Here is a 22,589-nt window from a genome sequence, read left to right on the forward strand (position 1 = left end):
ATTAAAGGACTGCTATATTTTAGCAGCCTTTTTTCATGTTATAATTTTAGTATTTTGAAAGAAGGTTTAAACATGAATAGTGATAAAGAACAATTAAAACAAGATCTTGAAAGATTAGCTGAAGATAATGGCCCTCAACAAGCTGTTTCTTATCAAGACTTATTTAATCCTCAATTTATGCAAAAAAATACCAGCTTTACTACAATTGACGTTTTTGTAAGAGAAGCTGGCGTAAAGGAATTCCCCGCTTTAGATGCAATGCCTCAAGATAAATTAAATGCTTTCGTTAAAAAAGAAACAAAATTTAATAGCTGGGAAGAAATGCAACAACGTGCAGTTAACCAATATATGACTAGCTTATTTTAATATTAAAAAGTAGCTCTAACCCATTCTTTGGATTAGAGCTACTTTATTTTTGATCATTAAGAAATTGGCTTAGCCTTATATTGACGACCACACTTATTACAAATAATATCTAACTTCTTTGATTTTTTACCTGCAAAACCTGCTAATGAACCAACGCCACCAGTTAAGGCAGTACCTACCACGGCTTTACCAACTGAAAAGCCCTTTTTGTGTTGTCCCAAAATAGTAAAATCTTCAGATTTACAACGTGGGCAACTCATACGATATAAGTTCAATTTCTCAAGTTTTGCTTGTTTCTTTTCTAATTTTGCTTGTTTTTTTGCTTTTCTCGCTTCCTTGTTAAACATTTTAGTACCTCTTTCTATTTATAGGGGTACTATGTATTTTATAGCTTTACCAATGATTCTACCTTGGTGTTTAGAATCAAGGATGATAGGTTCATAATTTCTATTATCGGGATTTAAAATTATTGAATTACCAACATGCTTGATTCTTTTAAGTGTTGCACGGGTGTTTCCATCTACTAGCACAGCACCAATTTCACCATCTTCCACAGTAGTTTCTTCAATGATTACTAATGAGTTATCTGGAATGGTTGGTTCCATTGAGTGACCCTTACAATGCAAGGCGAAAACAGTATTAGTAGGTTTAGTATCAAAAGATACATTAGTATAGTCTTCAATATTTTGTTCTGCCGTGATTGCTTCACCACATGTAATTTCACCAATTACAGGCACTTTATAAACATTCGCTGAAACCTTATCAATAGTGATTATATCCTCAAAAAAATAATCCAAGCTTTTACAATAGTATTGAGCTACAGTTTTTAAAGACGAAATTCTAGGCTCATCTGCATCATTTTCCCAACGGCTCAAACGTCCTTTACTAAAAGAAGCATTTTCATCCAACTCGTTTAAATTTTCGGCTAATTGTTCTAAAGTTAAATATTTTGATTTTCTCAAATCTTTTAATTTTTGACCTAAAGTCATTTTTTCACCTCTTTTTTATATTATACATTAATGCAATACGAAATTACATAAATATAGATAAGAGTAAAACACCTTGACTAATAATGCTTAATAATTAGAATGTTATTAATTATTAGATTTACATTCGTTGCTTAAAGAAGGATTATTTTATGATGAAGACAAATCTTGATACAGCTATCTTTGCCGGAGGATGCTTTTGGTGCATGGTGGAGCCATTTGATTCTTTGCCAGGAATTGAAAAAGTCGTGAGTGGCTATACTGGTGGACATGTTAAAAATCCAACTTACGCACAAGTTTGCTCAGGTACAACAGGCCATACAGAAGCTGTTGAAATTACTTTTGATCCCCAGATTTTTCCGTATAAAAAATTAGTCGAAACCTATTGGCAAGTTGCTGATCCTACTGATGCAACAGGACAATTTCAAGATCGTGGTGATCAATATCGACCAGTAATTTACTATAATTCTGAAGAGCAGAAAAGGATTGCCGAGGAATCTAAAAAAGAATTATCTGAAAGTGGCCGTTTTGATAAGCCAATTGTGACAAAGATTGAAAAGGCCAGTACCTTTTATCCAGCTGAAGAATATCACCAAGACTTTTATAAGAAAGATCCGTCTCGTTATCAGTTGGAAGAATCTGGTGGTCGTGCTGAATATCAAAAGAATTGGAAGAATTAACCTTATATGTTGGTTTGGTCTGTAAGTTTTGTTAGAATTGAATAGTAGTCAAATTAGTTTTTTAATAGGACTTAATATAATCTATGGATCAATTAGACAAATTTAATAGAAAATATAATTTTGTTTCTAAGATATCTGCGGCATTTGTTTATTCATTAGCCGTGGCTATCGCATTGAATTTTTTCTGGACACCAGGACACATGTACTCGTCAGGGATTACAGGTTTTGCCCAGTTAATTAATTCAATTAGTCAGCGTTTTTTACCATTTGAGATTTCAACGTCTTTAATGTACTTTGTTTTGAACATTCCACTGTTTGTTTTGGGATGGACAAAAATTGGCCATAAATTTACTTTCTTTACGGCAGTTGCAGTTATCATGGGTTCAATCATGATGAAAGTTGTTCAGCCATTAAACGTGCATTGGGATCCACTTTTATGTGCAATCTTCGGTGGGGCAATTAATGGCTTTGGAACAGGCTTTGCTTTAAAGAACGGGATTTCAACAGGCGGCCTTGATATTGTTGGAATTGTTTTCAGAATGAAAACAGGAACAAGTTACGGTAAGTTTAATATTTTAGTCAATTTGATTATTATTGCTGCCGCTGGATTTGTTTTTGGTTGGACGCGCGCACTTTACTCAGCTTTGACTATTTTTATTAATGGGCGAGTAATTGACGCTGTTTATACCCAACACAAGAAGATGCAAGTAATGATTATTACTGAGCATCCTCAGGATATTATTGATGGTATTCAAGATAAGATGCACCGTGGAATTACGATTTTGCATGATGCAGAAGGTGCATACGGTCATACTGAAAAGACAGTTTTGATCACAATTATCGATAGATACGATATGTATGATATTCGTCAAATTGTTCGTAAGGCTGATCCTTATGCATTTATGAGTGTAAGTGAAGTAGAAAAAGTCTACGGACGCTTCAAAGAACAAGAGATTGTTTAAAAATAAAAGCTATAATCCTTATATATCAAGGGTTATAGCTTTTTGATTATACCCTTACCCTATAAGCAAAAATTATTTAAAATATAGCAAAAAAGCGTAAGATCTAAATCCTTACGCTCTTTTATTCTATAAATCAATATTTAAAAATTACCAACTTTAACGTAGCGGTTCTTATTAATTCTATAGTAAGACTTGCCATTAATATGTACACGTGTACCATAAGTTTTTACTGAACTGCCCTTTCTCAAGGTTGGTACGTAGACACGTTGGCCTTTGTTGTTGTAAACATAAGCATTGCGTCCTAAAGTACGCAAAGTACCATCAACATTGCCTAAAGCAACATATTGATTATCACCAATCTTGTAATGGTTTTTACCATTAATTTGTACAACACCGCCTAAAACAGTAATTGTGCGGTAAGCACCAATTGCGCTATTACCTACACGGTTACCATTTTTATCGTAAATGTATGCCTTATGCATAACAGTCTTAGCAGTTTTTACTTCAGAGCTCGAAGAAGTAGTTGTATTGTTATTAGTTGGTTTAGCCTGTTCAGCAAATGAACTATTACTGTTATTTGTAGTTGTAGCAGTAACTGGAGCTTGTGTAGAAGTACTATTGTAAGAAAGTGGAAGCAAAGTAATGTTTCCATCTACATTAAGTCCGCGCCAATTATCTGTAAATTGCCAAATAGCTATACCATCCATTGATGGGAAGTAGTTAAAATCTGGATTATCAATTCTACCCATAGTTGCATACGAAGCTACCCAAAGTGAATTTGGAAATTGGCTTGTAATTGAGCCTGTATTGATGTTATTTCTTAAAAGATATGCTCCTGAATACAATAATGGTTGATATCCAGCCTGCTTAACTTGCTTCATAAATGCCAAAATTGCATTTGTATTAGCAGCCTTTGCTCCATTCACATTATTACCAGAACCTGTTTCCCAGTCACAAGCAATATATGAATTATTCGGAAGACCTAAAGCCTTAGCTGAAGAAATTGCATAATTTGCTTCTGCAACAGCTGCTGAAGCATTAGCACCAAATGTAGCAAAATGGTATGCCATTGGCATCATATTATTTGAAATCGCACTAGAAATTTGACTAGATGCTTTAGGATTACGATATGTAGTTCCTTGACTTACTTTAACAATCGCAAATTGTCCACCGGCATTTGCAAAACTAGATACATCAGAACTTTGATAACTTGCTACGTCAACACCATATTGTCTAGCAGCAACTGAAGTTTTCGCAGCTTGAGCAGTTAAATTATTTGAAATTGTTGGAACTTGCGTACTAGCAACTACACCAATACCGCTCAAGGCACTTGCGCATGCCAGCATCCCTAAAAGCTTCTTATTTCTAACTTGCATCAAATTCCCCCGTTTTTATCTTCTTTTTTATATCTTAATTAATCTAAAAGTATCATAACATGATTTGTATGCTACAAAATATTAAGATGTTCTTACAATATTGACTCAAAAATTTTACTTTTCGTCTTCAATTGTTACTTCACCTACAACATCTGTATCAAAAAATTGTGCTACTTCATGTACATCCATTCCTTGACCAAGAGCCCACATCAATTTTGTAATGGCACTTTCTGATGTCATATCACGTGCGCTTATAGCACCTTCAAGAAGTGCAAGTCGACCGACTTCATATTTAGTCAAATCACTTCTTTCATATAGACATTGACTGCTGGCAACAACTGGAATATCTTTTTTAATTAATTTTCCAATCGCACCAACAATATTACGGCGAATGTAGTTCATCCCGCCCAGACCATATCCTTCAATAACAATCCCACGACAGCCATTATCAACCATCGCTTCAAGCAGATACGGATCAAAACCTGGAAAGAGCTTTATCATTGCAACATGTGGATTAATTTTTGTGTTTAAAACACATTTTTTATTACATTTGTGAATTTGCACGTCTTTATTAAAAACAATGCCATCCGAAGTGACTCTAGCCACAGGCGGAATATTGACACTCTCAAATGCATCAAAGTTAATTGTTCTCACCTTTACACTGCGGCAACCAAGCATGATTTTCCGGTCAAAGGCGAGATAAATTCCCGGCTTGCAAGTTGCCGCAGCTGCAAATGCCAACCGTAAATTATCAGGAGCATCTGATAAAACAACATTGATTGGCACTTGGCTTCCAGTTAAAACAACGGGTATTTCAATATTTTGAAGCATAAAAGATAGCATAGACGCAGTATAAGCCATTGTATCTGTTCCGTGAGACAAAACAATACCATCGTAATCATTACGATATTCATAAATTTTTTCAGCAATTTTTCGCCATTCTTCTGGTTGAATATTTGATGAATCCAACTGTAAAATGTCTTTGACATCAATATCATAAGGCAAATTACTTACTCTTTTTAGTAAATCTTCCCCAGATTCTTTTGGTACAAGGCCTTCATCAGACACTGCCGAAGCAATCGTGCCTCCTGTTGAAAGCAATAATAATTTCTTTTCCGCCATACTATCAGCCCTTTTCATTAATTGTCGTCTTAATTATAGCAACAAATGATAAGACTTTCCTTAGGCTAGAAAATTTCTTTGTATTTACTATATCCTTCTTTATCTAAGTCAGCGTATGGGATAAACTTTAATGCCGCAGAATTAATACAATAGCGTAAACCACCTTTATCTGCTGGACCATCAGTAAAAACGTGACCTAAATGTGAATCAGCTTCTGGGCTTTTAACCTCTGTTCTTTCCATATTATGTGATTGATCACGGTGATATTGAAGCTTCTTAATTGGCTTAGTGAAACTGGGCCAGCCACAACCTGCATTATATTTATCCTGACTAGAAAAAAGCGGTTCACCTGAAACTATATCAACATAAATTCCTTTTTCATAGAAATCATCATATTTACCTGTAAAAGGATATTCTGTTGCAGCATTTTGAGTTACTTGATATTGTTCAGCATCTAATTCTTTTAACCGTTTTTCTTTATCAAAATTCATCCTATCACCTTCTTCCTTTTCGTCTAATATAACAAATTTTTACAAAAAAATGTTGTTTCAAGAACCATGGTCCTATAAAATATTTTTACAAAGGAAGGAATATTGAATTATGCCAAAATTAGCTGATGATTTATCAATGACTCTTAATACTCGCTTAAATACTTTATCTCCATCAAAAATTAGAGCTTTTGATGCTAAAGCGTCAACTATTCCAGGAATCATTAAATTAACGATCGGTGAACCTGATTTAAATACCCCAGATCATGTTAAAAAGGCCGCTATAGCAGACATTGAAGCTAATGATTCACACTATGCTCCTCAAGCCGGTAAGCCTGAACTTCTTAAAGCTTTTAGTAATTATCTTAAGCGCAGCATAAATGTTGATTATGATCCCGAAAGTGAAATTTGTGTAACTGTTGGTGCTACGGGAGCCTTAAACGATGTCTTTATGGCAATATTAAATCCTGGAGATAAAATTTTAGTACCGACCCCTGTTTGGGCACTCTATTTTCAGCTTATTAAATTAACAGGAGCTATCCCTGTTCAAATAGATACTTCAAAAGATGGGTTTGTTTTAACTCCTGAACATTTAGAAGAAGTATTAAACGGCGAAGGTAAAGGTGCCAAAGCAATTATCTTAACTGATCCATCTAATCCAACAGGACGAGTTTATCCTGAAGAAACTTTAAAGGGCTTAGCTAAAGTAATTACTAAGTATCAACTCTTCTCTATTAGTGACGAAATTTATGCCGAACTTGTTTACGACAATAATGTTCATCATTCACTTTCAGAATATATTCCTGAAAGAAATATTCTTATCTCTGGCCTTTCAAAAGCTTACGCAATGACCGGTTGGAGACTTGGTTTTATTGCTGCACCAAGCCAAATTATGCAAAGTATTCGTAAGATTAATGCTTTCTTAGTTACTTCCGTTACTGATAACGTACAAGCTGCAGCTATTGAAGCTTTAAACAATGGCCAAGATGATCCATTAAAATCTAGAAAAATATACGAAGATCGTCTTATTTTCATGAAAAAAGGTTTAGAAGATCTTGGTTTTGAACTCTCAACCCCTCAAGGTGCGTTCTATATTTTTGCAAAAATTCCTGATACTTTTGGTCAAGATGATGTTGCTTTTGCAAACGAATTAGCTAGCAAGGCAAAAGTTGGGGTAACTCCCGGTCGTTATTTCGGTAAAGGCGGCGAAGGATATGTTCGTTTATCTTATGCCTCATCAACTGAAGATCTCCAAGAAGCACTTCGCAGAATCAAAAAATATGTTGACAATATTTAACATAGCCTATAACATGTAAAAATACTTTTAGATACAAAAAAGACTAGACATCTCGTCTAGCCTTTTTCTTTATACTTAATTGATCTGTTTTAGTTAAAATCAGAAACTAAAATGTAACGACCCTTATTAATTCTGTAGTATGTCTTGCCATTAATACTTCTTGGATTACCGTAAGTTGGAACTGTTGTACCCTTTGCTACAGCTGGAGTACCACTTACTGCATTGCCATGCTTATCATAAACAGTTGCTGTATTCTTCAATACACGTTTTGCACCATCAACATTTTCAAGTTTAATGTATGAGTTTTTACCAATACGGTAATATTGAACGTTATTAATATTTACAGCACCACCAAGAACTGAAACCTTCTTATAAGCAGCTACTGATTTATTACCTTTACGTTGACCATTCTTATCATAAACATATGACTTAGTCATAACTTTTTTCTTAGTAGTTATGCTCTTGGCTTTTGGAGCTTGGCTTGAAGCACCGCCATATGAAAGTGGAAGCAAGCTAATATTTCCGTCAACATTAAGACCACGCCAGTTATCAGTAAATTGCCAAATAGCTACACCATCCATTGATGGGAAGTAATTAAAGTTAGGAGTATCAATTCTACCCATAGTTGCGTATGAGGCTACCCAAAGTGAATTTGGAAATGCAGCGTTTACCTTAGCAGTATTAATGTTGTTATTAAGAAGTGATGCACCTGAGTAAAGAAGTGGCTTGTAACCTGCAGCCTTAACCTTCTTCATGAAAGCAATAATTGCATTAGCACTTGCATCTCTACCACCATTTACATTATTTCCGTCACCAGTTTCCCAGTCACAAGCAATGTATGAACCCTTAGGAAGACCAAAAGCCTTTGCTGAAGAAATTGCATAGTTTGCTTCTGCCTTAGCAGCACTAGCGTTGGCACCAAACAAAGCAAAGTGGTATGACATTGGCATCATTCCATTAGCTTGGCACTAGCAATTTGTGCTGAAGCCTTTGGATTTCTATAACCTGTACCTTCACTTACTTTTACAATTGCAAAAGAAGCACCTGCATTAGCGTGACTCTTTAAACTTGATGATTGATAGTTAGCTACATCCACACCATATGAACGTGCCTTAACTGACTTCTTCTTTTTCTTAGCAGCATTAATAGTATGACTAAAATCTGTACCCTTTTGAGTACTTTCTACTGAAATAGCTGCTGTTGCGAGCATACCTGCACATGCTAAAATATTTAAAATTTTTTTTATTTCTCTTTTGCACTTAAATCCCTCTTATGATTAATTTTTTATTTTTTAGTTTCAATAATTAAATATGATAAATAGATTTCTCTCTATATCTACTTACATTATCATAGCAGAAAATTTTGCTTGTAAAATTACAATAGATTTACAAGAACTATATTTTTGTAAAAAAAGAAAAAGCATAGATAATCTACACTTTTTCTCTAATAATTTTCAATTATTAACTAAATTAGTCTTCATCCCAAGTTGAGTTCTTATCGGCATCTTCTTGAGCTTCTTTTTCAAGACGAGCTTCAGTTTCCTTAACACTCTTTTCGAATGAAGGATCAACTTGAATACCAATGTCTTCAAGTTGTTGGTCAGTTACAGGTGCTGGAGCATGCATCATTGGTTCTGAAGCTGAAGCATTCTTAGGGAATGCAGTAACGTCACGAATATTTTCCTTTTGAGCAAGCATCATAGCGAAACGATCCAAACCAATAGCCAAACCTGCGTGAGGTGGGAAGCCCATGTCTAAAGCATCCATTAAGTAACCAAATTGTTCATAAGCTCTCTTCTTAGTGAAGCCTAAAGCCTTGAACATCTTTTCTTGGATTGAACGCTTGTGGATACGGATTGATCCACCACCCATTTCATCACCATTCATAACAATATCGTATGAACGTGCGTGAGCCTTATGAGGATCAGTATCAAGAAGCTTAATTCCTTCATCATCTGGCATGGTGAATGGGTGGTGAGCTGCGATCCAGCGGCCAAGACCTTCATCGTATTCGAATAATGGCCAGTCAACAACCCATACAAAGTCAAATACGCCCTTAGGAATAATGCCAGTTTCACGAGCAAAATCACGACGTAAGTGATCTAATGAATCACAACAAACCTTCCACTTGTCAGCAACAAAGACAACTAATTCTCCGCCTTCAAGATCGAATTCTTTCTTCAATGCTTCCTTGTTTTCATCAGTCAAGAAACGAGAAACAGGACCTGAGAATTCACCATCTTCATACTTAACCCAAGCTAAGCCCTTTGCGTGGAAACGCTTGATGAAGTCTGCCTTTTCATCAATCTTCTTACGTGAGTACTTTTCAGCACCGCCCTTAACAGCAAGACCCTTTACGTAGCCACCGTCAGCAATTGCGCCTGAGAACACCTTGAAGTCTGAATCCTTGAAAATTGGGCTTAAATCATGAATAAATATTTCGTAACGAGTATCTGGCTTATCACAACCATATTTGTTCATTGAGTCAGTCCAAGTAATTCTCTTGATTGGAGTCTTAAGGTCGATACCCATAACATCCTTCATAACCTTCTTCAAAAGGCCTTCAGTATAATCTTGAACACCCTTTTCATCAAGGAATGAAGTTTCCATATCAATTTGAGTAAATTCTGGTTGACGGTCACCACGAAGGTCTTCGTCACGGAAACAACGAGCAAGTTGGTAGTACTTATCAAAGCCGGCACCCATCAAAAGTTGCTTGAACAATTGTGGTGATTGTGGCAATGCGTAAAAACTACCTGGGTAGATTCTTGATGGAACTAAGTAGTCACGAGCACCTTCTGGAGATGACTTACCTAAGATTGGAGTTTCAATATCAATGAAGCCATTTTCGTCAAAGAATTCGTGAACAGCCTTCAAAATCTTAGCACGCAAGATAATTGCTCTTTGCAAAGTTGGACGACGAAGATCAAGGTAACGGTACTTCAAACGAGTTTGTTCAGCAGCGTTAATGTCATCCTTAATTTCAAATGGTGGAACCTTTGACTTGTTTAAAACGTCAATTTCAGTTGCATCAACTTCGACTTCACCAGTCTTCATGTTTGGGTTTACGTCTGAACGCTTAACAACCTTACCCTTAACTTCAATACAGTATTCACTGCCCAAGCTGTCAGCAATATCCATTAATTCCTTACCAGAATCTTTGTTAACAACAACTTGCACGATACCTTCACGGTCACGTAAATCAATAAATACCAAGTTACCAAGGTTACGTACACGTTGTACCCAACCAAATAAAGTTACTTCTTGGCCTTCATACTTAGCAGTAATATTGCCACAATAGTCAGTTCTTTTGTCCATATGTTCCATATTTATTAGTCCTTTAATTTTTCCATTACAGATTGCATATCATTTAAATCTTCAAGACTGAGATCAATAGTCTTACCATCAGCCAAACGCTTAATGTTCAAAGTGCCGTTTTCAAGTTCTTTAGCACCTAAAGTAATTACGTACTTAGCGTGAACACGATCAGCTTTTCTGAATTGTTGCTTAAGCTTCTTTTGATCAACATCGTATTGAGTCTTGAAACCTTGCTTGCGAAGTGAGCGAGCAATTTCAACAGTCTTGATTTCAGTACCTTCACCAATATTGGTAATGAAGAAATCGATACCTTCATCCTTGAATAAATCAGGATTTTGTTCTTTCAAAACAAGCATCAATCTTTCTTCACCAATACCAAAACCAACAGCTGGAGTTTCTGGGCCATCAAATTCTTGTACCAAGTGATCGTAACGACCACCACCAAGAATAGTTGTTGCAGATTCCCAAAGATTCTTATCTTCAACCATAAATTCAAAGATAATGCCAGTGTAGTAATCAAGACCACGAACTAAATCATCGTCCATTACATAGTTGATGCCAAGTTGATCAAGCATATTGGTAATAGTTTCAAAGTTCTTCTTTGATTCATCATCCAAGTAATCAACAATCTTAGGTGCATCTGGCAAGAACTTCTTATCTTCTTCTGCCTTGGAATCCAAAATTCTAAGTGGATTCATCCCCAAACGACGTTGTGAATCTTCTGAAAGTTGATCTTTAAGTGGAGTAAAGTAATTTACCAAAGCATCGTGATAATCTTGACGAACCTTTGCATTACCTAAAGTGTTAATGTGCAATTCATAGTTCTTAACACCAAGTTCTGCCAAAAGATCGTGACCCATCATAATAGTTTCAACATCAGCAAGTGGACTTGCAGAGCCAAAACTTTCAACACCGATTTGGTGGAATTCACGTTGACGGCCAGCTTGAGGTCTTTCATATCTGAAAGTGTTGTCAATGTAGTAAACATTAAATGGCTTAACTACGTCTGGACCATACAATTTATTTTCAACATAAGCACGAACTACGCCAGCTGTACCTTCTGGACGAAGGGCAATATGACGGCCACCCTTATCGTTGAAATCGTACATTTCCTTTTCAACAACATCTGAACTTTCACCACTTGAACGTGAGAAAACTTCATAATTTTCAAAACTTGGCGTACGCATTTCACGGTAATTTGCACGCTTGAAAAAGTTTCTAGCAGTTGCTTCTACCTTTTCCCAAGAACCTGAGGCTTCTGGCAAGATATCAACTGTACCTTTAGGTCTTTGAACTCTCATTTAATCATCCTTTTAATTTAATTAACAAAAATAAAGAGCGTCCTTGAACTGAATCAAGGGCGCTCGAAAACTAGCACGGTACCACCTTTTGCTTGCTGCGATTAACGCTCGCGAAACGATCCATTATCTGATAAAGGTGTCACAGACTAAGATCATTCTGCTCTTTCACCTAACAAGCAGTCTCTTTAAAATGACCTGTGCTAATCTTCATTCTTTGTCATCGATAATTCCTTTTTAGTTTATGGTTTTAAACGTATAAAGTCAACCTATGTAAGCGATTTAGTTTAATCTTTCATCAATTGTTTTAATTTTACAACAGAAATAATATCTGAAAAATTGGTAATTAATTCTTCTAAAATCTGATCATCAGGAATACCAAACTTGCGGTAACTTTTTATATCTTTTTTAACTGTTTCAATAGTGCCTTTAGTCACACCCTGCCTCATACCTTCTTGCATGCCTTCTTTCATACCTTCTTGCATACCTTTCTGCATACCAATTTCTTCTGCATCCCGTTCTCGCTCAAGCATCTTAGTTTCATATTCCATAATTATCGACCTCTTTTCCGGATCATCATTTATTTCTCTAATTTTACTTTGTGCATAATCAAAATGTTTATTTAATTTTACTGGTTCATTATTCATAAGTCGTGCTAACCCTTGTAAATCGGTACTTATACCTTTAAAAGAACCTTTTGAATTAATAATAACTTTGTGCGAACCATCATTCAATCTTTTTGCCCGATTTTGATCTAAATATGTATGCGCCGAATATTTTAATAATCCCTCACCTTCAGGATCAAAAGGACAGAGAAATATGATATATGCCTCTTTTAAATCATGATATGTTTTTCCTTTGCCTAAACTATATTCACTGTCCATTTTTGATAGATAATATCTCATTCTTGCTCCCAGATCATGCTTATTAGAAACTTGCATTTCAACATCATACAAGCGATGATCCTCATCTTCAACTAAAATATCTAATCTAACATCCTTTTGATCGCGATGATAATCATTTAGTTCTTTTTGTTTCTCCAACCAATCAATTCTTTTAATTTTGATTTCTGGCAAAATAATTTGAAGAATATATTTACAAAACTCTTTGTCTTCCATCACCCAACCAAATACTTTATCTTCGGTAAATCCGAACCATTCTTGTTTTTTCATATGGTCCTGCTCTCTTTTTAATGTAGGAGAAAAAGCTCCTCATTTATATATACGCAAAAAATATTAATTTTACCGAAAAAGTCAAAATAAAAATCAGTTCAAGTTAATGAACTGATTCATATTTATTTAAATTATAAATCCAACACAATAGTGAATGGACCATCGTTTTCTAGGCTAACTTGCATGTCAGCACCAAACTCTCCGGTTTCAACATGAAAACCATCAGCTTCAAGTTCTTTATTAAAGTCTTCCCACAATTCTTTTGACTTAGGTGGACGCATTGCTTCAACAAAACTTGGACGGTTGCCCTTCTTGGTATTTGCCAAAAGCGTGAATTGACTGACGCTTAAAATTTCGCCACCCACATCTTTCAAAGATAAATTGGTTTTACCATTTTCATCTTCAAAAATACGCATCTTAGCAATTTTATCAGCGGCCTTTTTAACAACTGATAATTCGTCACCGTCTTTTAGACCGACTAATAAAAGAAAACCTTTGCTAATTTTACCGACAGTTTTTCCATCAATATCAACTTGAGCGTGATTAACTCTTTGAATTACAACTCGCATTAATTATCTGACCTCTTTGTCTCGTAAACATCTGGAATATCACGCAATTTGCCTAAAATATCTTCTAATTGTTGGGCATTTTTAACCGCAACAGTTACATAAATATGCGCAATATTTTCATCGTTAACCTTACCAGAAATATTATTAATGTTACTGGTCAACGACTTAAGCTTATTAATTACATCACTAAGCAAATTGCCACGATTGTAGCCGAAGATTTCAATATTGGCATTAAATGAAGCACGGGTACTCTCCCCTTCTTCAACATTTTCCCACTCAACATCAATCAAGCGGCCTTGATCTTCTGCTTCTTTGGTAATATTGCGACAATCAGTACGGTGAATTGTTACTCCACGTCCTTTAGTAACGTAACCAATAATTTCATCCCCAGGAACAGGGTTGCAGCACTTAGCCAAATGAAGCATCAAATCACTAACGCCTTGAATCATGACGCCATTCTTATGTTTTATCTTCATTACTGAAGAACCATTTGACTTAGTCTGCTTCTTCTCTTGAACTGCCTGCTGACCAGCGTTCAAAATTGCTTCTTCACGCTTCTTTTGCTTTTCGATTTCTTCATTGCAGCGAATATCAAAAGTCAACCGGTTGTAAACACCCATTGCGGATTGATCACCAAAACCGACAGCAGCAAACAATTCATCTTCGGTCTTATAGTTAAAGTGTTCAAGGAGATTTTCAATATGCTCTTTATCCATGAACTCTCTAGCATTTAAGCCATTTTCACGCAATAAGTCAGCAACTTCTTGCTTACCATGTTCAATGCTATCATCACGATCTAAAGCTCTGAAGTAACGGCGAATCTTGTTTCGCGCACGTGAAGTTTTCACCATGTCCATCCAGTCACGTGAAGGCGTAGCATTGGTTTGCGTCATAATTTCAATAACGTCACCATTTTTAAGCTTGTAGTCTAGTGGAACAAGCTTGCCATTAACTTTTGCACCAACAGCATGACTACCAACTTGAGTGTGTATTGCGTATGCAAAGTCTAAAGTTACAGAACCTTTTGGAAGTTCATAAACTTCACCACGTGGCGTGAAGACGTAAACACGATCTGAGAAAATGTCGCTTTTTACGCTCTTCATAAATTCGCCAGCGTCTTTAGTCTCATCCTTTAATTCAAGGATTTCACGAACCATATCAAGCTTTTCACCTGAAGAACTTTCTTGAACGCCAGTGAAATTACCACGCTTATATGCCCAGTGAGCGGCCACACCGTATTCAGCAACTTCATGCATTTGTTCAGTTCTAATCTGAATTTCAAGTGGTTTGCCACCTGGTCCGATAATGGTTGTATGAAGAGATTGATAGCCGTTAACCTTAGGAACAGCAATATAATCCTTAAAGCGACCCGGCATTGGTTTCCATTCAGTATGGACGGCACCTAAAACGGCATAACAATCCCGCACAGTTTTAACAATTACACGAATAGCAAGCAAGTCATAAATTTCATCAAAATCTTTATGCTTGTTGACCATTTTCTTGTAAATTGAATAAATATGCTTAGGCCGGCCATAAATTTCATACTTAATGCCTAAACCATCTAAAGTATCCTTCATTACTGAAATGGCATCAGAAATATACTTTTCGCGTTGGCTGCGCTTAACATCCATCAAGCTAACAATGCGATAGTATGCTTCTGGGTTTAAGTAGTGAAAACTCATATCTTCAAGTTCCCACTTAATAGTTCCGATACCCAAACGATCAGCAAGTGGTGCATAAATATCCATTGTTTCTGACGCAATTCGTCTTTGTTTATCAGGACGAAGGTGTTGCAAAGTATGCATATTATGCAAACGGTCGGCTAATTTAACCATAATAACCCGCAAATCTTGTGCCATAGCAATAAGCATTTTACGGTGATTTTCAGCTAAAAATTCTTGATGTGATTTATATTGATACTTGTTAAGCTTGGTTACGCCATCAACGATAAATGCAACATCTTCACCAAAGTTCTCTTTAATGTCGTCATTAGTTACGGGCGTATCTTCAACTGTATCGTGTAAAAAACCTGCTGCAATAGTATCTGGATCAAGCCCTAAAGTTGACAAAGTCCCTGCTACTTGAGTTGGGTGAATAATATAAGGTTGACCTGATGCACGCTTTTGACCGGCATGTGCTTTATTTGCAAATTCATAAGCTTTTTCAACAAAAGCAATTTGCTCATCATTCATATATTTTCTACAGGTATCAATTACCTGATCATGCGTCATTTCAACGTATTTAGACATTGCAGATCATCCCTTCTAACGGTAGATATTTTTATACATTAAGCCAAACAGTTCAAAGATAAGATAAATCAGACCGAAAACCAAATTATAATTTGCAAACTTAGGCAAAATTGCCAAACAAAACAAGATGGGTAAGCACAATAACCACCAGCGTTTTAATTTTAATATCAGAATCAATTTACCAACATGATAACTGATAACACTATTTACAATAATGAACAAAAGTCCAATTCGCCATACAGCCGGAACATGACAGATACTACAAATATATGGTAATACTGCAACTAAAATACTCCACCAAATCACCGGCATAAATTTGTATTGATTTAGTTTTTTAATAAATGGAATTGATTCTATCTTTTGTGCGAAAAGTCGTAATCTTCTCATCAAAGTTTAATTTTCCTTTATTTTACTTATCTTTTCTAGTAATAGCAAGTCCGATCCATCGACCTTGTTTCATTGTCAAATCTATCTTAAAGCCATCTTCATCAAGCGACTTTTCAATCTTAGGCAATTGTAAATAATCAATACCTGAGAAAATAATTTGACCGCCTTCGTTTAAATGAGCATCCATTTGCGGAATTAAATCAAGCAAAATTTCAGCCAAAATATTAGCAACAATAATATCAAATTTGCCTTCTACATCAGCAAGCAAGCTTGTCTTTTGAACACGAATGTTAGTTAAATCGTTCAAAGCTGAGTTTTGCTTAGCAGCAGTCATTGATTCATCAGAAATATCTGTTGCCAAAACATCTGTTGCACCAAGTTTAGAAGCTGCAATTGCCAAAATTCCTGAGCCTGTACCAACATCAACAACACTCATTGGCTTAATCATGGCACGTTCAAGTCCCATCATAGCAAGTTGAGTTGTCTTGTGATTTCCTGTACCAAAAGCTAAACCTGGATCAAGTTTAATTAATTGTTGGTCTTTAAAAGCTGGCTTGTAGTCTTCCCATTCTGGCACAATTGCCAAGTGGCGAGAAAAATCAATAACATGATAATACTTTTGCCAAGCAGTGTTCCAATCTTGATCAGCAATATAATTTGTAGAAATTTCAGCTTCGCCAATACTTAAACCATAACCTTTAAGTTCTTCAAGCTTGTCGCTAAATTTTTTAACCAAAGCATCTTTATCTGCTTCTTCATCAAAGTATGCCATGAATTGCATATCTTCTGGCAAATCCTTAATGTCATCCATTTCTACAACAGTTGAGTCATGAAGCCAGCCAGCTTGTTCAAAGTCGCTACGCTTTCTTGATTCAACACCTAATGCATTTAAATTATCTTGAGCAAAAATGCTTAAAGCATCTTCAACTTCATGACTAGTTTCAATTTTAATTACAAGTAATTTCATTATATATAGAACTCCCTTTTGAAAATCCTTTTGGCAATGCTATCATATTTTTGGGTGATAAAACATGTCAAAGAAGAAAAAGAAAAATAAACTTGAAAAAACTTTGGTCGAAAAAATTCTCGACCAAAATAAGATCAAATATCGTCAAGCTTCATTTGCGACCCACGAAGATAGCGGTGGTGTTGCGCAGATGGATACTTCTATTTTAAAAGACAAAGAACATTTAGTCTACAAGACTCTTGTCTGTGAAGGAAATAAAACTGGTCCACTTGTGGGCGTTGTTCCTATTACTGAGCATTTAAGCATGAAAAAACTTGCTAAAGTTTCTGGCAATAAGAAATGCGAAATGCTTCCATTAAAGAAATTGCAAAAGACCACGGGCTATGTTCATGGCGCCAACACGCCAATTGGAATTTATTTCAACCATCACTTGCCTATCTATTTAGATGATAGCATGAAAGATGAAGAAGAAATCGCTTGTTCAAGTGGTGAAGTCGGCCGCAGTGTTTGGCTTAATCCACAAGATTTGGCAAAATTCTGCAATTCCGATTTTTATGATTTAAAAGAGTAAAACCGCTTACAGTATTTTCCTATATGTGTTATAGTAGCTGTATACCACATATAGTTACTAAGAAACATAATAGGAGAAGATGACAAAAATGAATTTACTACTAGGATTTATAGGTTTTGCAATCGCTATTGCAGCTGTTTTAATCGTAATGAAAGCTGCTTTAAATTAAATCTTAAAATTTGAATACTCAAAAAGGAGCTGTTTTATACTGCTCCTTTTTCTGTGTCTTTTTTATTTTTAGTTATTAAAAGATTTTATAAATAACAGCATTTAAATTTTTAGCTCGGTCCTTTTATATAGCAGAGTCTGATAAAATCAGATAAAAGCCAATCACTCAAAAATAAAATAATTGCCATTTTTGACAAATTTTACTCTATCAAAGTTATTTATTTATGGTATTCTAGATTTGCTATATAGAGTAGCAAAAAACATAACAGAGTAGATTTAAATATTTTATATCGAGGAGATTTCCATGAAGCACAAGAATGACAGAGTATTTAACCTTAAGCTCTATGGAAAGCAAAGATTCGGTTTTCGCAAGCTTTCTGTCGGTTTAGTTGCCGCAGCACTTGGAACCACGTTATTCATTAGCGGCGGTCAGCTTGTTCATGCTGATGAACAAAAAGCTACTGAAAGCAGTGAATCAAGCCAATCCGAACTTTCACAAGTAGAGAAAGAAACCAATTCCGATCAGGACACTCATACCAATAGTTCTGATCACGGCAAAAGTGATAATGATATAGATGCTCAGACTGGAAATATTCAAAAACAAGATTTAGATGCTGAAAAATTAGCATCCCCTTCTTCATCAGGCAATGATACTAATTCTGAGAAAGTAGAGAGTCCCACTATTAGTGTCGTAACAAAAGCAACTGATGAAAATGGAAAAGAAAGTTCTACAGTTGATCCTAAAGATACTAAAAATATGATGGTTGGCCAAGATACGGTCAATGTCCATATTAGCTTAGATAATTTGCAACCAACTGATAAGACTATTTCTTTCCATTTTTCAAATGTTGGTAATGATCAAGCTATGAATTTCAATACTCATACTTTGGATGTTGGAACCACAAGCCGGCTTGACGATAATTGGAATATTACTAATACAGGCAACGGTATACTTACAACCACCTGGATTAATGAAAATATGGATCCAGAAAGTCTCGATTTAATAGTTCCATTGCAAGGCAATAATGAAGTTGTCAAAAAAAGTACTGATGTTGAAGTTAAATTAACCATTAGCACAAAATCCGGCAATGAATCCATGGATATTTTAAAGGCACATCTTACTCCTTATAAAGATAAAGTACGAGAAGACGAAATTGTTAAAGGCTTTGCTATGGGAGAAACAACTGTCGCCAAGGAAAAGAGTTATAACAACATTTCCGAAGAAGATATTCAAAATACTAATGCTCAAGATAACCAAACTGTTTTGCAATGGGGCATTTACTTTAACTACGGCAAAGGCGGCGCACCTGATCTCCATCCTTTGATGGATGCTGTTTTCAATATTTCATTTGGTGGTAATCAAAAGCTTTTACCAAGTTCAATCAGAGTCTTTCAAGTTCCCAATGATATGATTCTTGATAGTGAAGGATATCGTCACGGCGAAGGAGATCCATACCCTGGTGGCGGAAGTTATTATGATCAAATCACCAAATATGATAACTATCGCCCTGACTTCGTTAAATATTTGCAAGAACATGTAAATGGAAATGATATTAGCGTTAACCAAAGCAAAGATGAAATTTTCTTTATCCCTACCGCTCAAGGTAAAAAAGATGAAAGCTACAGCAAGCATGCATACTTTATTCAAATAGATACATTGCTGACTACGGACCAAACCATCCCTGGTAATGGCGAAACTATAACTTATCAATCATTTAACGGTAAAGGTAGAACCATTGATAATGGTAAGCAAAGCTGGACAAGTGAAATTTCTGGCAGTAGTACAGGAATCGCTTTTAATAAAGAGCAAGCTCATCTTACCTTCTACGATGACACAATCGGTGAATTTATTAATCCCAAAGATTATCATATTGATATTACCGGTGATCCAGAAACTGAAATCAATTTTGGTGATAGACCTGATCAAATATACAACCAACTAATTAATGATCACTATCTATTTAATGGTGTTACTGAAGGAAAAAATGCTAAAGGCATCTTAATTAAAGATAAAAATGGTAATAAAGTAACTTTTGCTTCAAATAGTATTTACGGTAACTTTGACGACACTGACAATCGTGCTGATAATACTAAAGATTTAGATCCGCAATATTTTGTTGTTCATTTTGTACATGATATTGAGACAAGCAAAGAAACTAAATCATTAAAAGAAACCATTAATTATGTTGATGAAAACACCGGAGAAACTATTCATCCAGAATATAATTCTTCAACTCTTACTTTTGTAAGAACTAAAACCCATGATAAAGTAACCAGGCAAGATACTTATTCTGATTGGAGCTTAGGAAGTTTAGCTTCTGTAGAAAATCCTATTATTCCTGGTTACACAATTGACGCTAATAATATTAGTGAAAAATTGAATAATCATGATAACAATTTGCTTGCTAAAAGTACTAAGGAAATTGGTGGCATCATTTTCACACAAGACGAAATCAATGCTTTGACTTCCGCCTCATTAATTGATGTAGTTGTTCCTTATGTTAAGGATCAAATTCCGCCAACACCTACTCCAATTCCAAGTACCCCAAGCAATCCAACCTCTCCAACAAATCCTGAAAAGCCAAGTCAACCTTCTACCCCAGTCCCTAATATCCCACAAACAAGTACAGTTCAGCCTAAATCGCAAAAGCCTGAAAAGCCACAAATTAAACATACTTCAAATAACCATGGCAAGAAGAATACTACTAACGTTACAAATATAGATAAAAAGATCCCTTCAAATGAAACACATAATCATATGAAGACTTTTAGAAACGTAAGTACAATTTCAAATTCTACTTCAACAAGTCATGATTCAAGTACAAAACAAGTTTTACCTCATACAGGTGAAAAACAAAATAAGCTTGGCTTAATCGGGTTGGCATTCATGACAATCGCCACAATGCTTGGCTTAACTGATAAAAAGCGTAAAAATGACTAATTAAAAGTCAAACCGATATTCAATATATAAAAAAGAGATTAACCATGTTCGGTTAATCTCTTTTCTTTTCATTCTTATAAAATTATAAATCGACATGACGCCATTTTTTGTCGGTAAGAATTCTCGCTGCTAAAAGTCCCATTGGAAGCGCAGCTACGATCATTACAGCCCCTGTTAACCAATAAGCACCAATATTGATGTTGGTTATTCCAAGATTGAATACTCCACGATACATGTAAAGTCCTGGAACCATAATAACGATAGATGGTACAGTCAAAGCAATTCTTGGGAAACCTACCTTCTTACGAACAACACTAGCAAGAAGTCCCGCAATTAAGGCACCAATAAAGGCCGCCAAAGCCGCTGGAATATGAGCATAATCAACTAAGCTCAAGCGCGTTGTATTAGCAATCGCACCAATAAAGGCTGCGGTCATCGCCATTGATGGACGCGAATTAAACATAATTGAGAAGCCGAAGACCCCACAAAAACTTGCAATCAAACGTAAAATGGCCAAAACAGGAATTGATAAATGAAGAGCTGGCATTGCCCCTGGTTTTAATTGCAAAAGCATAGCCACGCCCCAGCCTGCCATTGTGGCAATTAAAATAATCAAAAGTGCGTAATTCATTCTCTCAAGTCCTGAACGCATATCAAGTTTTGACATGTCCAGACCTGAAGTGATGAATGGAAAACCTGGAATTACGAACAGCATCGAGCCGATATAACCATAAGCGTGATCATAACTCATTGGCACAATCATCCGCATAATATGGAAAGCAATGAAATAAGTTAAACAAGCAACTGCCACGCCAACACCGATTTTGGCAACAAGCGTAATTTTATGCTTGCCCATTATTCCACGGATATAGTTACCCATTCCGGCTCCAAAGAAAGCACAAATAACTTCGGGAAGTCCTCCGCCTAACAAGAAAATAAATCCGGCACAGGCAAGGCCAGCAGCAAGGCCAGAAATCCAAGTTGGATAAGTTCCTTTTATACTTTCAATTTCATCAAGCCGATGCTTAATTTGGCCTAAAGTCCAGTGTCCGTGACCCTTTTGAAATTGGCGAACGAATTTTTCCATTTCATTTAAACGCGTCATGTTTACGCCTGTGGATGGCAAGGACAAAGTTTGAGAATAGGATTGATTGTCTACATCAAAACACGTATATGAAATAGAAACTAACCCAATATCAGCTGAACAAGTAATATCAAGCGTTCTAGCAATCGTATCCATTGAATCACGAACACGCCAGGCTCCTGTTCCGCAAGCTAGAAGCATCAAGCCGATTCTACCAACAAGCGATCCCTTTTCAACTAAAGTAGCATTTCTTGCTAGAGTATCATCATCACTTTTGAAAAATTCTTCCCATTGAATCTTCATATGATGGTGATGTGACAAGTGATGCTGCGCTTCTTCTACTTTTTCCGTTTCTTCTGTCATTTTTCCTCTATCTTCTCTTTCAATATTTAAAGTAAGCCTATATATTTTACCACATTATACAAACTTCTTTATTATAGGAAGTAACTATTCATATTTAGTGTTATTGTATCCAAATATATTTTATATCATTAGATAATATGTTGTTATTTTATTTTGATTAAAATAACATTTAAGCCTACCAGTGCTCCAGTTTTTATAAAAGCGTTTTTATATCATTACCGGCATA

General features: G+C 35.7%; 19 protein-coding genes and 1 pseudogene. 6 read left to right on the forward strand and 14 right to left on the reverse strand.

Annotated elements, in window-relative coordinates; translation table 11 throughout:
* The first annotated feature begins 72 nt into the window (after positions 1-72).
* Positions 73-366, forward strand: coding sequence for a hypothetical protein (locus JCM6256_RS07540; protein ID WP_025081125.1), 294 nt, complete (start codon positions 73-75; stop codon positions 364-366).
* Positions 367-422: 56 nt separating this feature from the next.
* On the opposite strand, the gene JCM6256_RS10085 is transcribed toward JCM6256_RS07540, so the two are convergent.
* Both JCM6256_RS10085 and JCM6256_RS07550 read right to left on the reverse strand, forming a co-directional pair.
* Positions 423-713, reverse strand: a complete 291-nt coding sequence (locus JCM6256_RS10085) for a hypothetical protein (protein ID WP_025081126.1) — start codon at positions 711-713, stop codon at positions 423-425.
* 18 nt (positions 714-731) lie between these two features.
* The gene (locus JCM6256_RS07550; RefSeq protein WP_025081127.1) at positions 732-1,355 is read right to left on the reverse strand and encodes a helix-turn-helix domain-containing protein; all 624 of its coding nucleotides are present in this window, start codon (positions 1,353-1,355) and stop codon (positions 732-734) included.
* Between the two features lie 149 nt (positions 1,356-1,504).
* Here JCM6256_RS07550 and msrA point away from each other — a divergent pair, with 149 nt between their 5' ends.
* Together msrA and JCM6256_RS07560 are read left to right on the forward strand one after the other, a co-directional pair.
* Entirely contained in the window at positions 1,505-2,032 is a 528-nt protein-coding gene (msrA, locus tag JCM6256_RS07555) for a peptide-methionine (S)-S-oxide reductase MsrA (RefSeq protein ID WP_025081128.1), read from the forward strand.
* An 83-nt stretch (positions 2,033-2,115) separates the two neighbouring features.
* A complete protein-coding gene (locus tag JCM6256_RS07560) occupies positions 2,116-2,994 on the forward strand; it encodes a YitT family protein (protein ID WP_025081129.1) in 879 nt (292 codons plus the stop codon).
* 140 nt (positions 2,995-3,134) lie between these two features.
* Here the strand turns inward: JCM6256_RS07560 and JCM6256_RS07565 are convergent, their stop codons facing one another.
* The 3 genes from JCM6256_RS07565 to msrB form a co-directional block, all read right to left on the reverse strand.
* Positions 3,135-4,370 (reverse strand): SLAP domain-containing protein, encoded by a 1,236-nt coding sequence (locus JCM6256_RS07565; protein ID WP_025081130.1) that lies wholly within the window; start codon positions 4,368-4,370, stop codon positions 3,135-3,137.
* Positions 4,371-4,484: 114 nt separating this feature from the next.
* The gene (locus JCM6256_RS07570; protein WP_025081131.1) at positions 4,485-5,492 is read right to left on the reverse strand and encodes an asparaginase; all 1,008 of its coding nucleotides are present in this window, start codon (positions 5,490-5,492) and stop codon (positions 4,485-4,487) included.
* Between the two features lie 65 nt (positions 5,493-5,557).
* Entirely contained in the window at positions 5,558-5,983 is a 426-nt protein-coding gene (msrB, locus tag JCM6256_RS07575) for a peptide-methionine (R)-S-oxide reductase MsrB (RefSeq protein WP_025081132.1), read from the reverse strand.
* Between the two features lie 109 nt (positions 5,984-6,092).
* On the opposite strand from msrB, the gene JCM6256_RS07580 reads away from it, so the two are divergent.
* A complete protein-coding gene (locus JCM6256_RS07580; protein WP_025081133.1) occupies positions 6,093-7,277 on the forward strand; it encodes an aminotransferase class I/II-fold pyridoxal phosphate-dependent enzyme in 1,185 nt (394 codons plus the stop codon).
* An 89-nt stretch (positions 7,278-7,366) separates the two neighbouring features.
* Here JCM6256_RS07580 and JCM6256_RS10090 read toward each other — a convergent pair.
* The 8 genes and pseudogenes from JCM6256_RS10090 to prmA form a co-directional block, all read right to left on the reverse strand.
* A pseudogene (locus JCM6256_RS10090) lies at positions 7,367-8,487 on the reverse strand (GH25 family lysozyme).
* Positions 8,488-8,746: 259 nt separating this feature from the next.
* Positions 8,747-10,603, reverse strand: coding sequence for an aspartate--tRNA ligase (aspS, locus tag JCM6256_RS07590; RefSeq protein WP_025081134.1), 1,857 nt, complete (start codon positions 10,601-10,603; stop codon positions 8,747-8,749).
* 5 nt (positions 10,604-10,608) lie between these two features.
* Positions 10,609-11,895 carry a histidine--tRNA ligase gene (gene hisS, locus JCM6256_RS07595; protein WP_025081135.1) on the reverse strand — a complete coding sequence of 429 codons (1,287 nt, stop codon included), beginning with the start codon at positions 11,893-11,895 and terminating at the stop codon, positions 10,609-10,611.
* A 284-nt stretch (positions 11,896-12,179) separates the two neighbouring features.
* On the reverse strand, positions 12,180-13,064 hold the full coding sequence (locus JCM6256_RS07600) for an Rpn family recombination-promoting nuclease/putative transposase (protein ID WP_025081136.1): 885 nt from the start codon (positions 13,062-13,064) through the stop codon (positions 12,180-12,182).
* Between the two features lie 131 nt (positions 13,065-13,195).
* On the reverse strand, positions 13,196-13,633 hold the full coding sequence (gene dtd / locus JCM6256_RS07605; RefSeq protein WP_025081137.1) for a D-aminoacyl-tRNA deacylase: 438 nt from the start codon (positions 13,631-13,633) through the stop codon (positions 13,196-13,198).
* The gene (locus JCM6256_RS07610; RefSeq protein WP_025081138.1) at positions 13,633-15,882 is read right to left on the reverse strand and encodes a RelA/SpoT family protein; all 2,250 of its coding nucleotides are present in this window, start codon (positions 15,880-15,882) and stop codon (positions 13,633-13,635) included. Before JCM6256_RS07610 ends, dtd begins: the two co-directional genes overlap by 1 nt.
* Positions 15,883-15,897: 15 nt before the next feature.
* Positions 15,898-16,269 carry a hypothetical protein gene (locus tag JCM6256_RS07615; RefSeq protein ID WP_025081139.1) on the reverse strand — a complete coding sequence of 124 codons (372 nt, stop codon included), beginning with the start codon at positions 16,267-16,269 and terminating at the stop codon, positions 15,898-15,900.
* A 22-nt stretch (positions 16,270-16,291) separates the two neighbouring features.
* Positions 16,292-17,236, reverse strand: a complete 945-nt coding sequence (gene prmA / locus JCM6256_RS07620; RefSeq protein ID WP_025081140.1) for a 50S ribosomal protein L11 methyltransferase — start codon at positions 17,234-17,236, stop codon at positions 16,292-16,294.
* A gap of 64 nt (positions 17,237-17,300) precedes the next feature.
* On the opposite strand from prmA, the gene JCM6256_RS07625 reads away from it, so the two are divergent.
* Positions 17,301-17,807, forward strand: a complete 507-nt coding sequence (locus JCM6256_RS07625; RefSeq protein ID WP_025081141.1) for an aminoacyl-tRNA deacylase — start codon at positions 17,301-17,303, stop codon at positions 17,805-17,807.
* Between the two features lie 472 nt (positions 17,808-18,279).
* On the forward strand, positions 18,280-20,916 hold the full coding sequence (locus JCM6256_RS07635; protein WP_025081142.1) for a mucin-binding protein: 2,637 nt from the start codon (positions 18,280-18,282) through the stop codon (positions 20,914-20,916).
* Positions 20,917-20,998: 82 nt separating this feature from the next.
* Here JCM6256_RS07635 and JCM6256_RS07640 read toward each other — a convergent pair whose 3' ends face one another.
* Entirely contained in the window at positions 20,999-22,363 is a 1,365-nt protein-coding gene (locus JCM6256_RS07640; RefSeq protein WP_025081143.1) for a threonine/serine exporter family protein, read from the reverse strand.
* Positions 22,364-22,589 lie beyond the last annotated feature (226 nt).

It is taken from the genome of Lactobacillus hamsteri DSM 5661 = JCM 6256 (assembly GCF_000615445.1).
GTDB lineage: Bacteria > Bacillota > Bacilli > Lactobacillales > Lactobacillaceae > Lactobacillus > Lactobacillus hamsteri.

What these genes read in the sequence shown, in the direction of transcription:
- JCM6256_RS07540 (WP_025081125.1), top strand. Translation starts at nt 73, where the DNA reads ATGAATAGTGATAAAGAACAATTAAAACAAGATCTTGAAAGATTAGCT.
- JCM6256_RS10085 (WP_025081126.1), bottom strand. Translation starts at nt 713, where the DNA reads ATGTTTAACAAGGAAGCGAGAAAAGCAAAAAAACAAGCAAAATTAGAA.
- JCM6256_RS07550 (WP_025081127.1), bottom strand. Translation starts at nt 1,355, where the DNA reads ATGACTTTAGGTCAAAAATTAAAAGATTTGAGAAAATCAAAATATTTA.
- msrA (WP_025081128.1), top strand. Translation starts at nt 1,505, where the DNA reads ATGATGAAGACAAATCTTGATACAGCTATCTTTGCCGGAGGATGCTTT.
- JCM6256_RS07560 (WP_025081129.1), top strand. Translation starts at nt 2,116, where the DNA reads ATGGATCAATTAGACAAATTTAATAGAAAATATAATTTTGTTTCTAAG.
- JCM6256_RS07565 (WP_025081130.1), bottom strand. Translation starts at nt 4,370, where the DNA reads ATGCAAGTTAGAAATAAGAAGCTTTTAGGGATGCTGGCATGCGCAAGT.
- JCM6256_RS07570 (WP_025081131.1), bottom strand. Translation starts at nt 5,492, where the DNA reads ATGGCGGAAAAGAAATTATTATTGCTTTCAACAGGAGGCACGATTGCT.
- msrB (WP_025081132.1), bottom strand. Translation starts at nt 5,983, where the DNA reads ATGAATTTTGATAAAGAAAAACGGTTAAAAGAATTAGATGCTGAACAA.
- JCM6256_RS07580 (WP_025081133.1), top strand. Translation starts at nt 6,093, where the DNA reads ATGCCAAAATTAGCTGATGATTTATCAATGACTCTTAATACTCGCTTA.
- aspS (WP_025081134.1), bottom strand. Translation starts at nt 10,603, where the DNA reads ATGGAACATATGGACAAAAGAACTGACTATTGTGGCAATATTACTGCT.
- hisS (WP_025081135.1), bottom strand. Translation starts at nt 11,895, where the DNA reads ATGAGAGTTCAAAGACCTAAAGGTACAGTTGATATCTTGCCAGAAGCC.
- JCM6256_RS07600 (WP_025081136.1), bottom strand. Translation starts at nt 13,064, where the DNA reads ATGAAAAAACAAGAATGGTTCGGATTTACCGAAGATAAAGTATTTGGT.
- dtd (WP_025081137.1), bottom strand. Translation starts at nt 13,633, where the DNA reads ATGCGAGTTGTAATTCAAAGAGTTAATCACGCTCAAGTTGATATTGAT.
- JCM6256_RS07610 (WP_025081138.1), bottom strand. Translation starts at nt 15,882, where the DNA reads ATGTCTAAATACGTTGAAATGACGCATGATCAGGTAATTGATACCTGT.
- JCM6256_RS07615 (WP_025081139.1), bottom strand. Translation starts at nt 16,269, where the DNA reads ATGAGAAGATTACGACTTTTCGCACAAAAGATAGAATCAATTCCATTT.
- prmA (WP_025081140.1), bottom strand. Translation starts at nt 17,236, where the DNA reads ATGAAATTACTTGTAATTAAAATTGAAACTAGTCATGAAGTTGAAGAT.
- JCM6256_RS07625 (WP_025081141.1), top strand. Translation starts at nt 17,301, where the DNA reads ATGTCAAAGAAGAAAAAGAAAAATAAACTTGAAAAAACTTTGGTCGAA.
- JCM6256_RS07635 (WP_025081142.1), top strand. Translation starts at nt 18,280, where the DNA reads ATGAAGCACAAGAATGACAGAGTATTTAACCTTAAGCTCTATGGAAAG.
- JCM6256_RS07640 (WP_025081143.1), bottom strand. Translation starts at nt 22,363, where the DNA reads ATGACAGAAGAAACGGAAAAAGTAGAAGAAGCGCAGCATCACTTGTCA.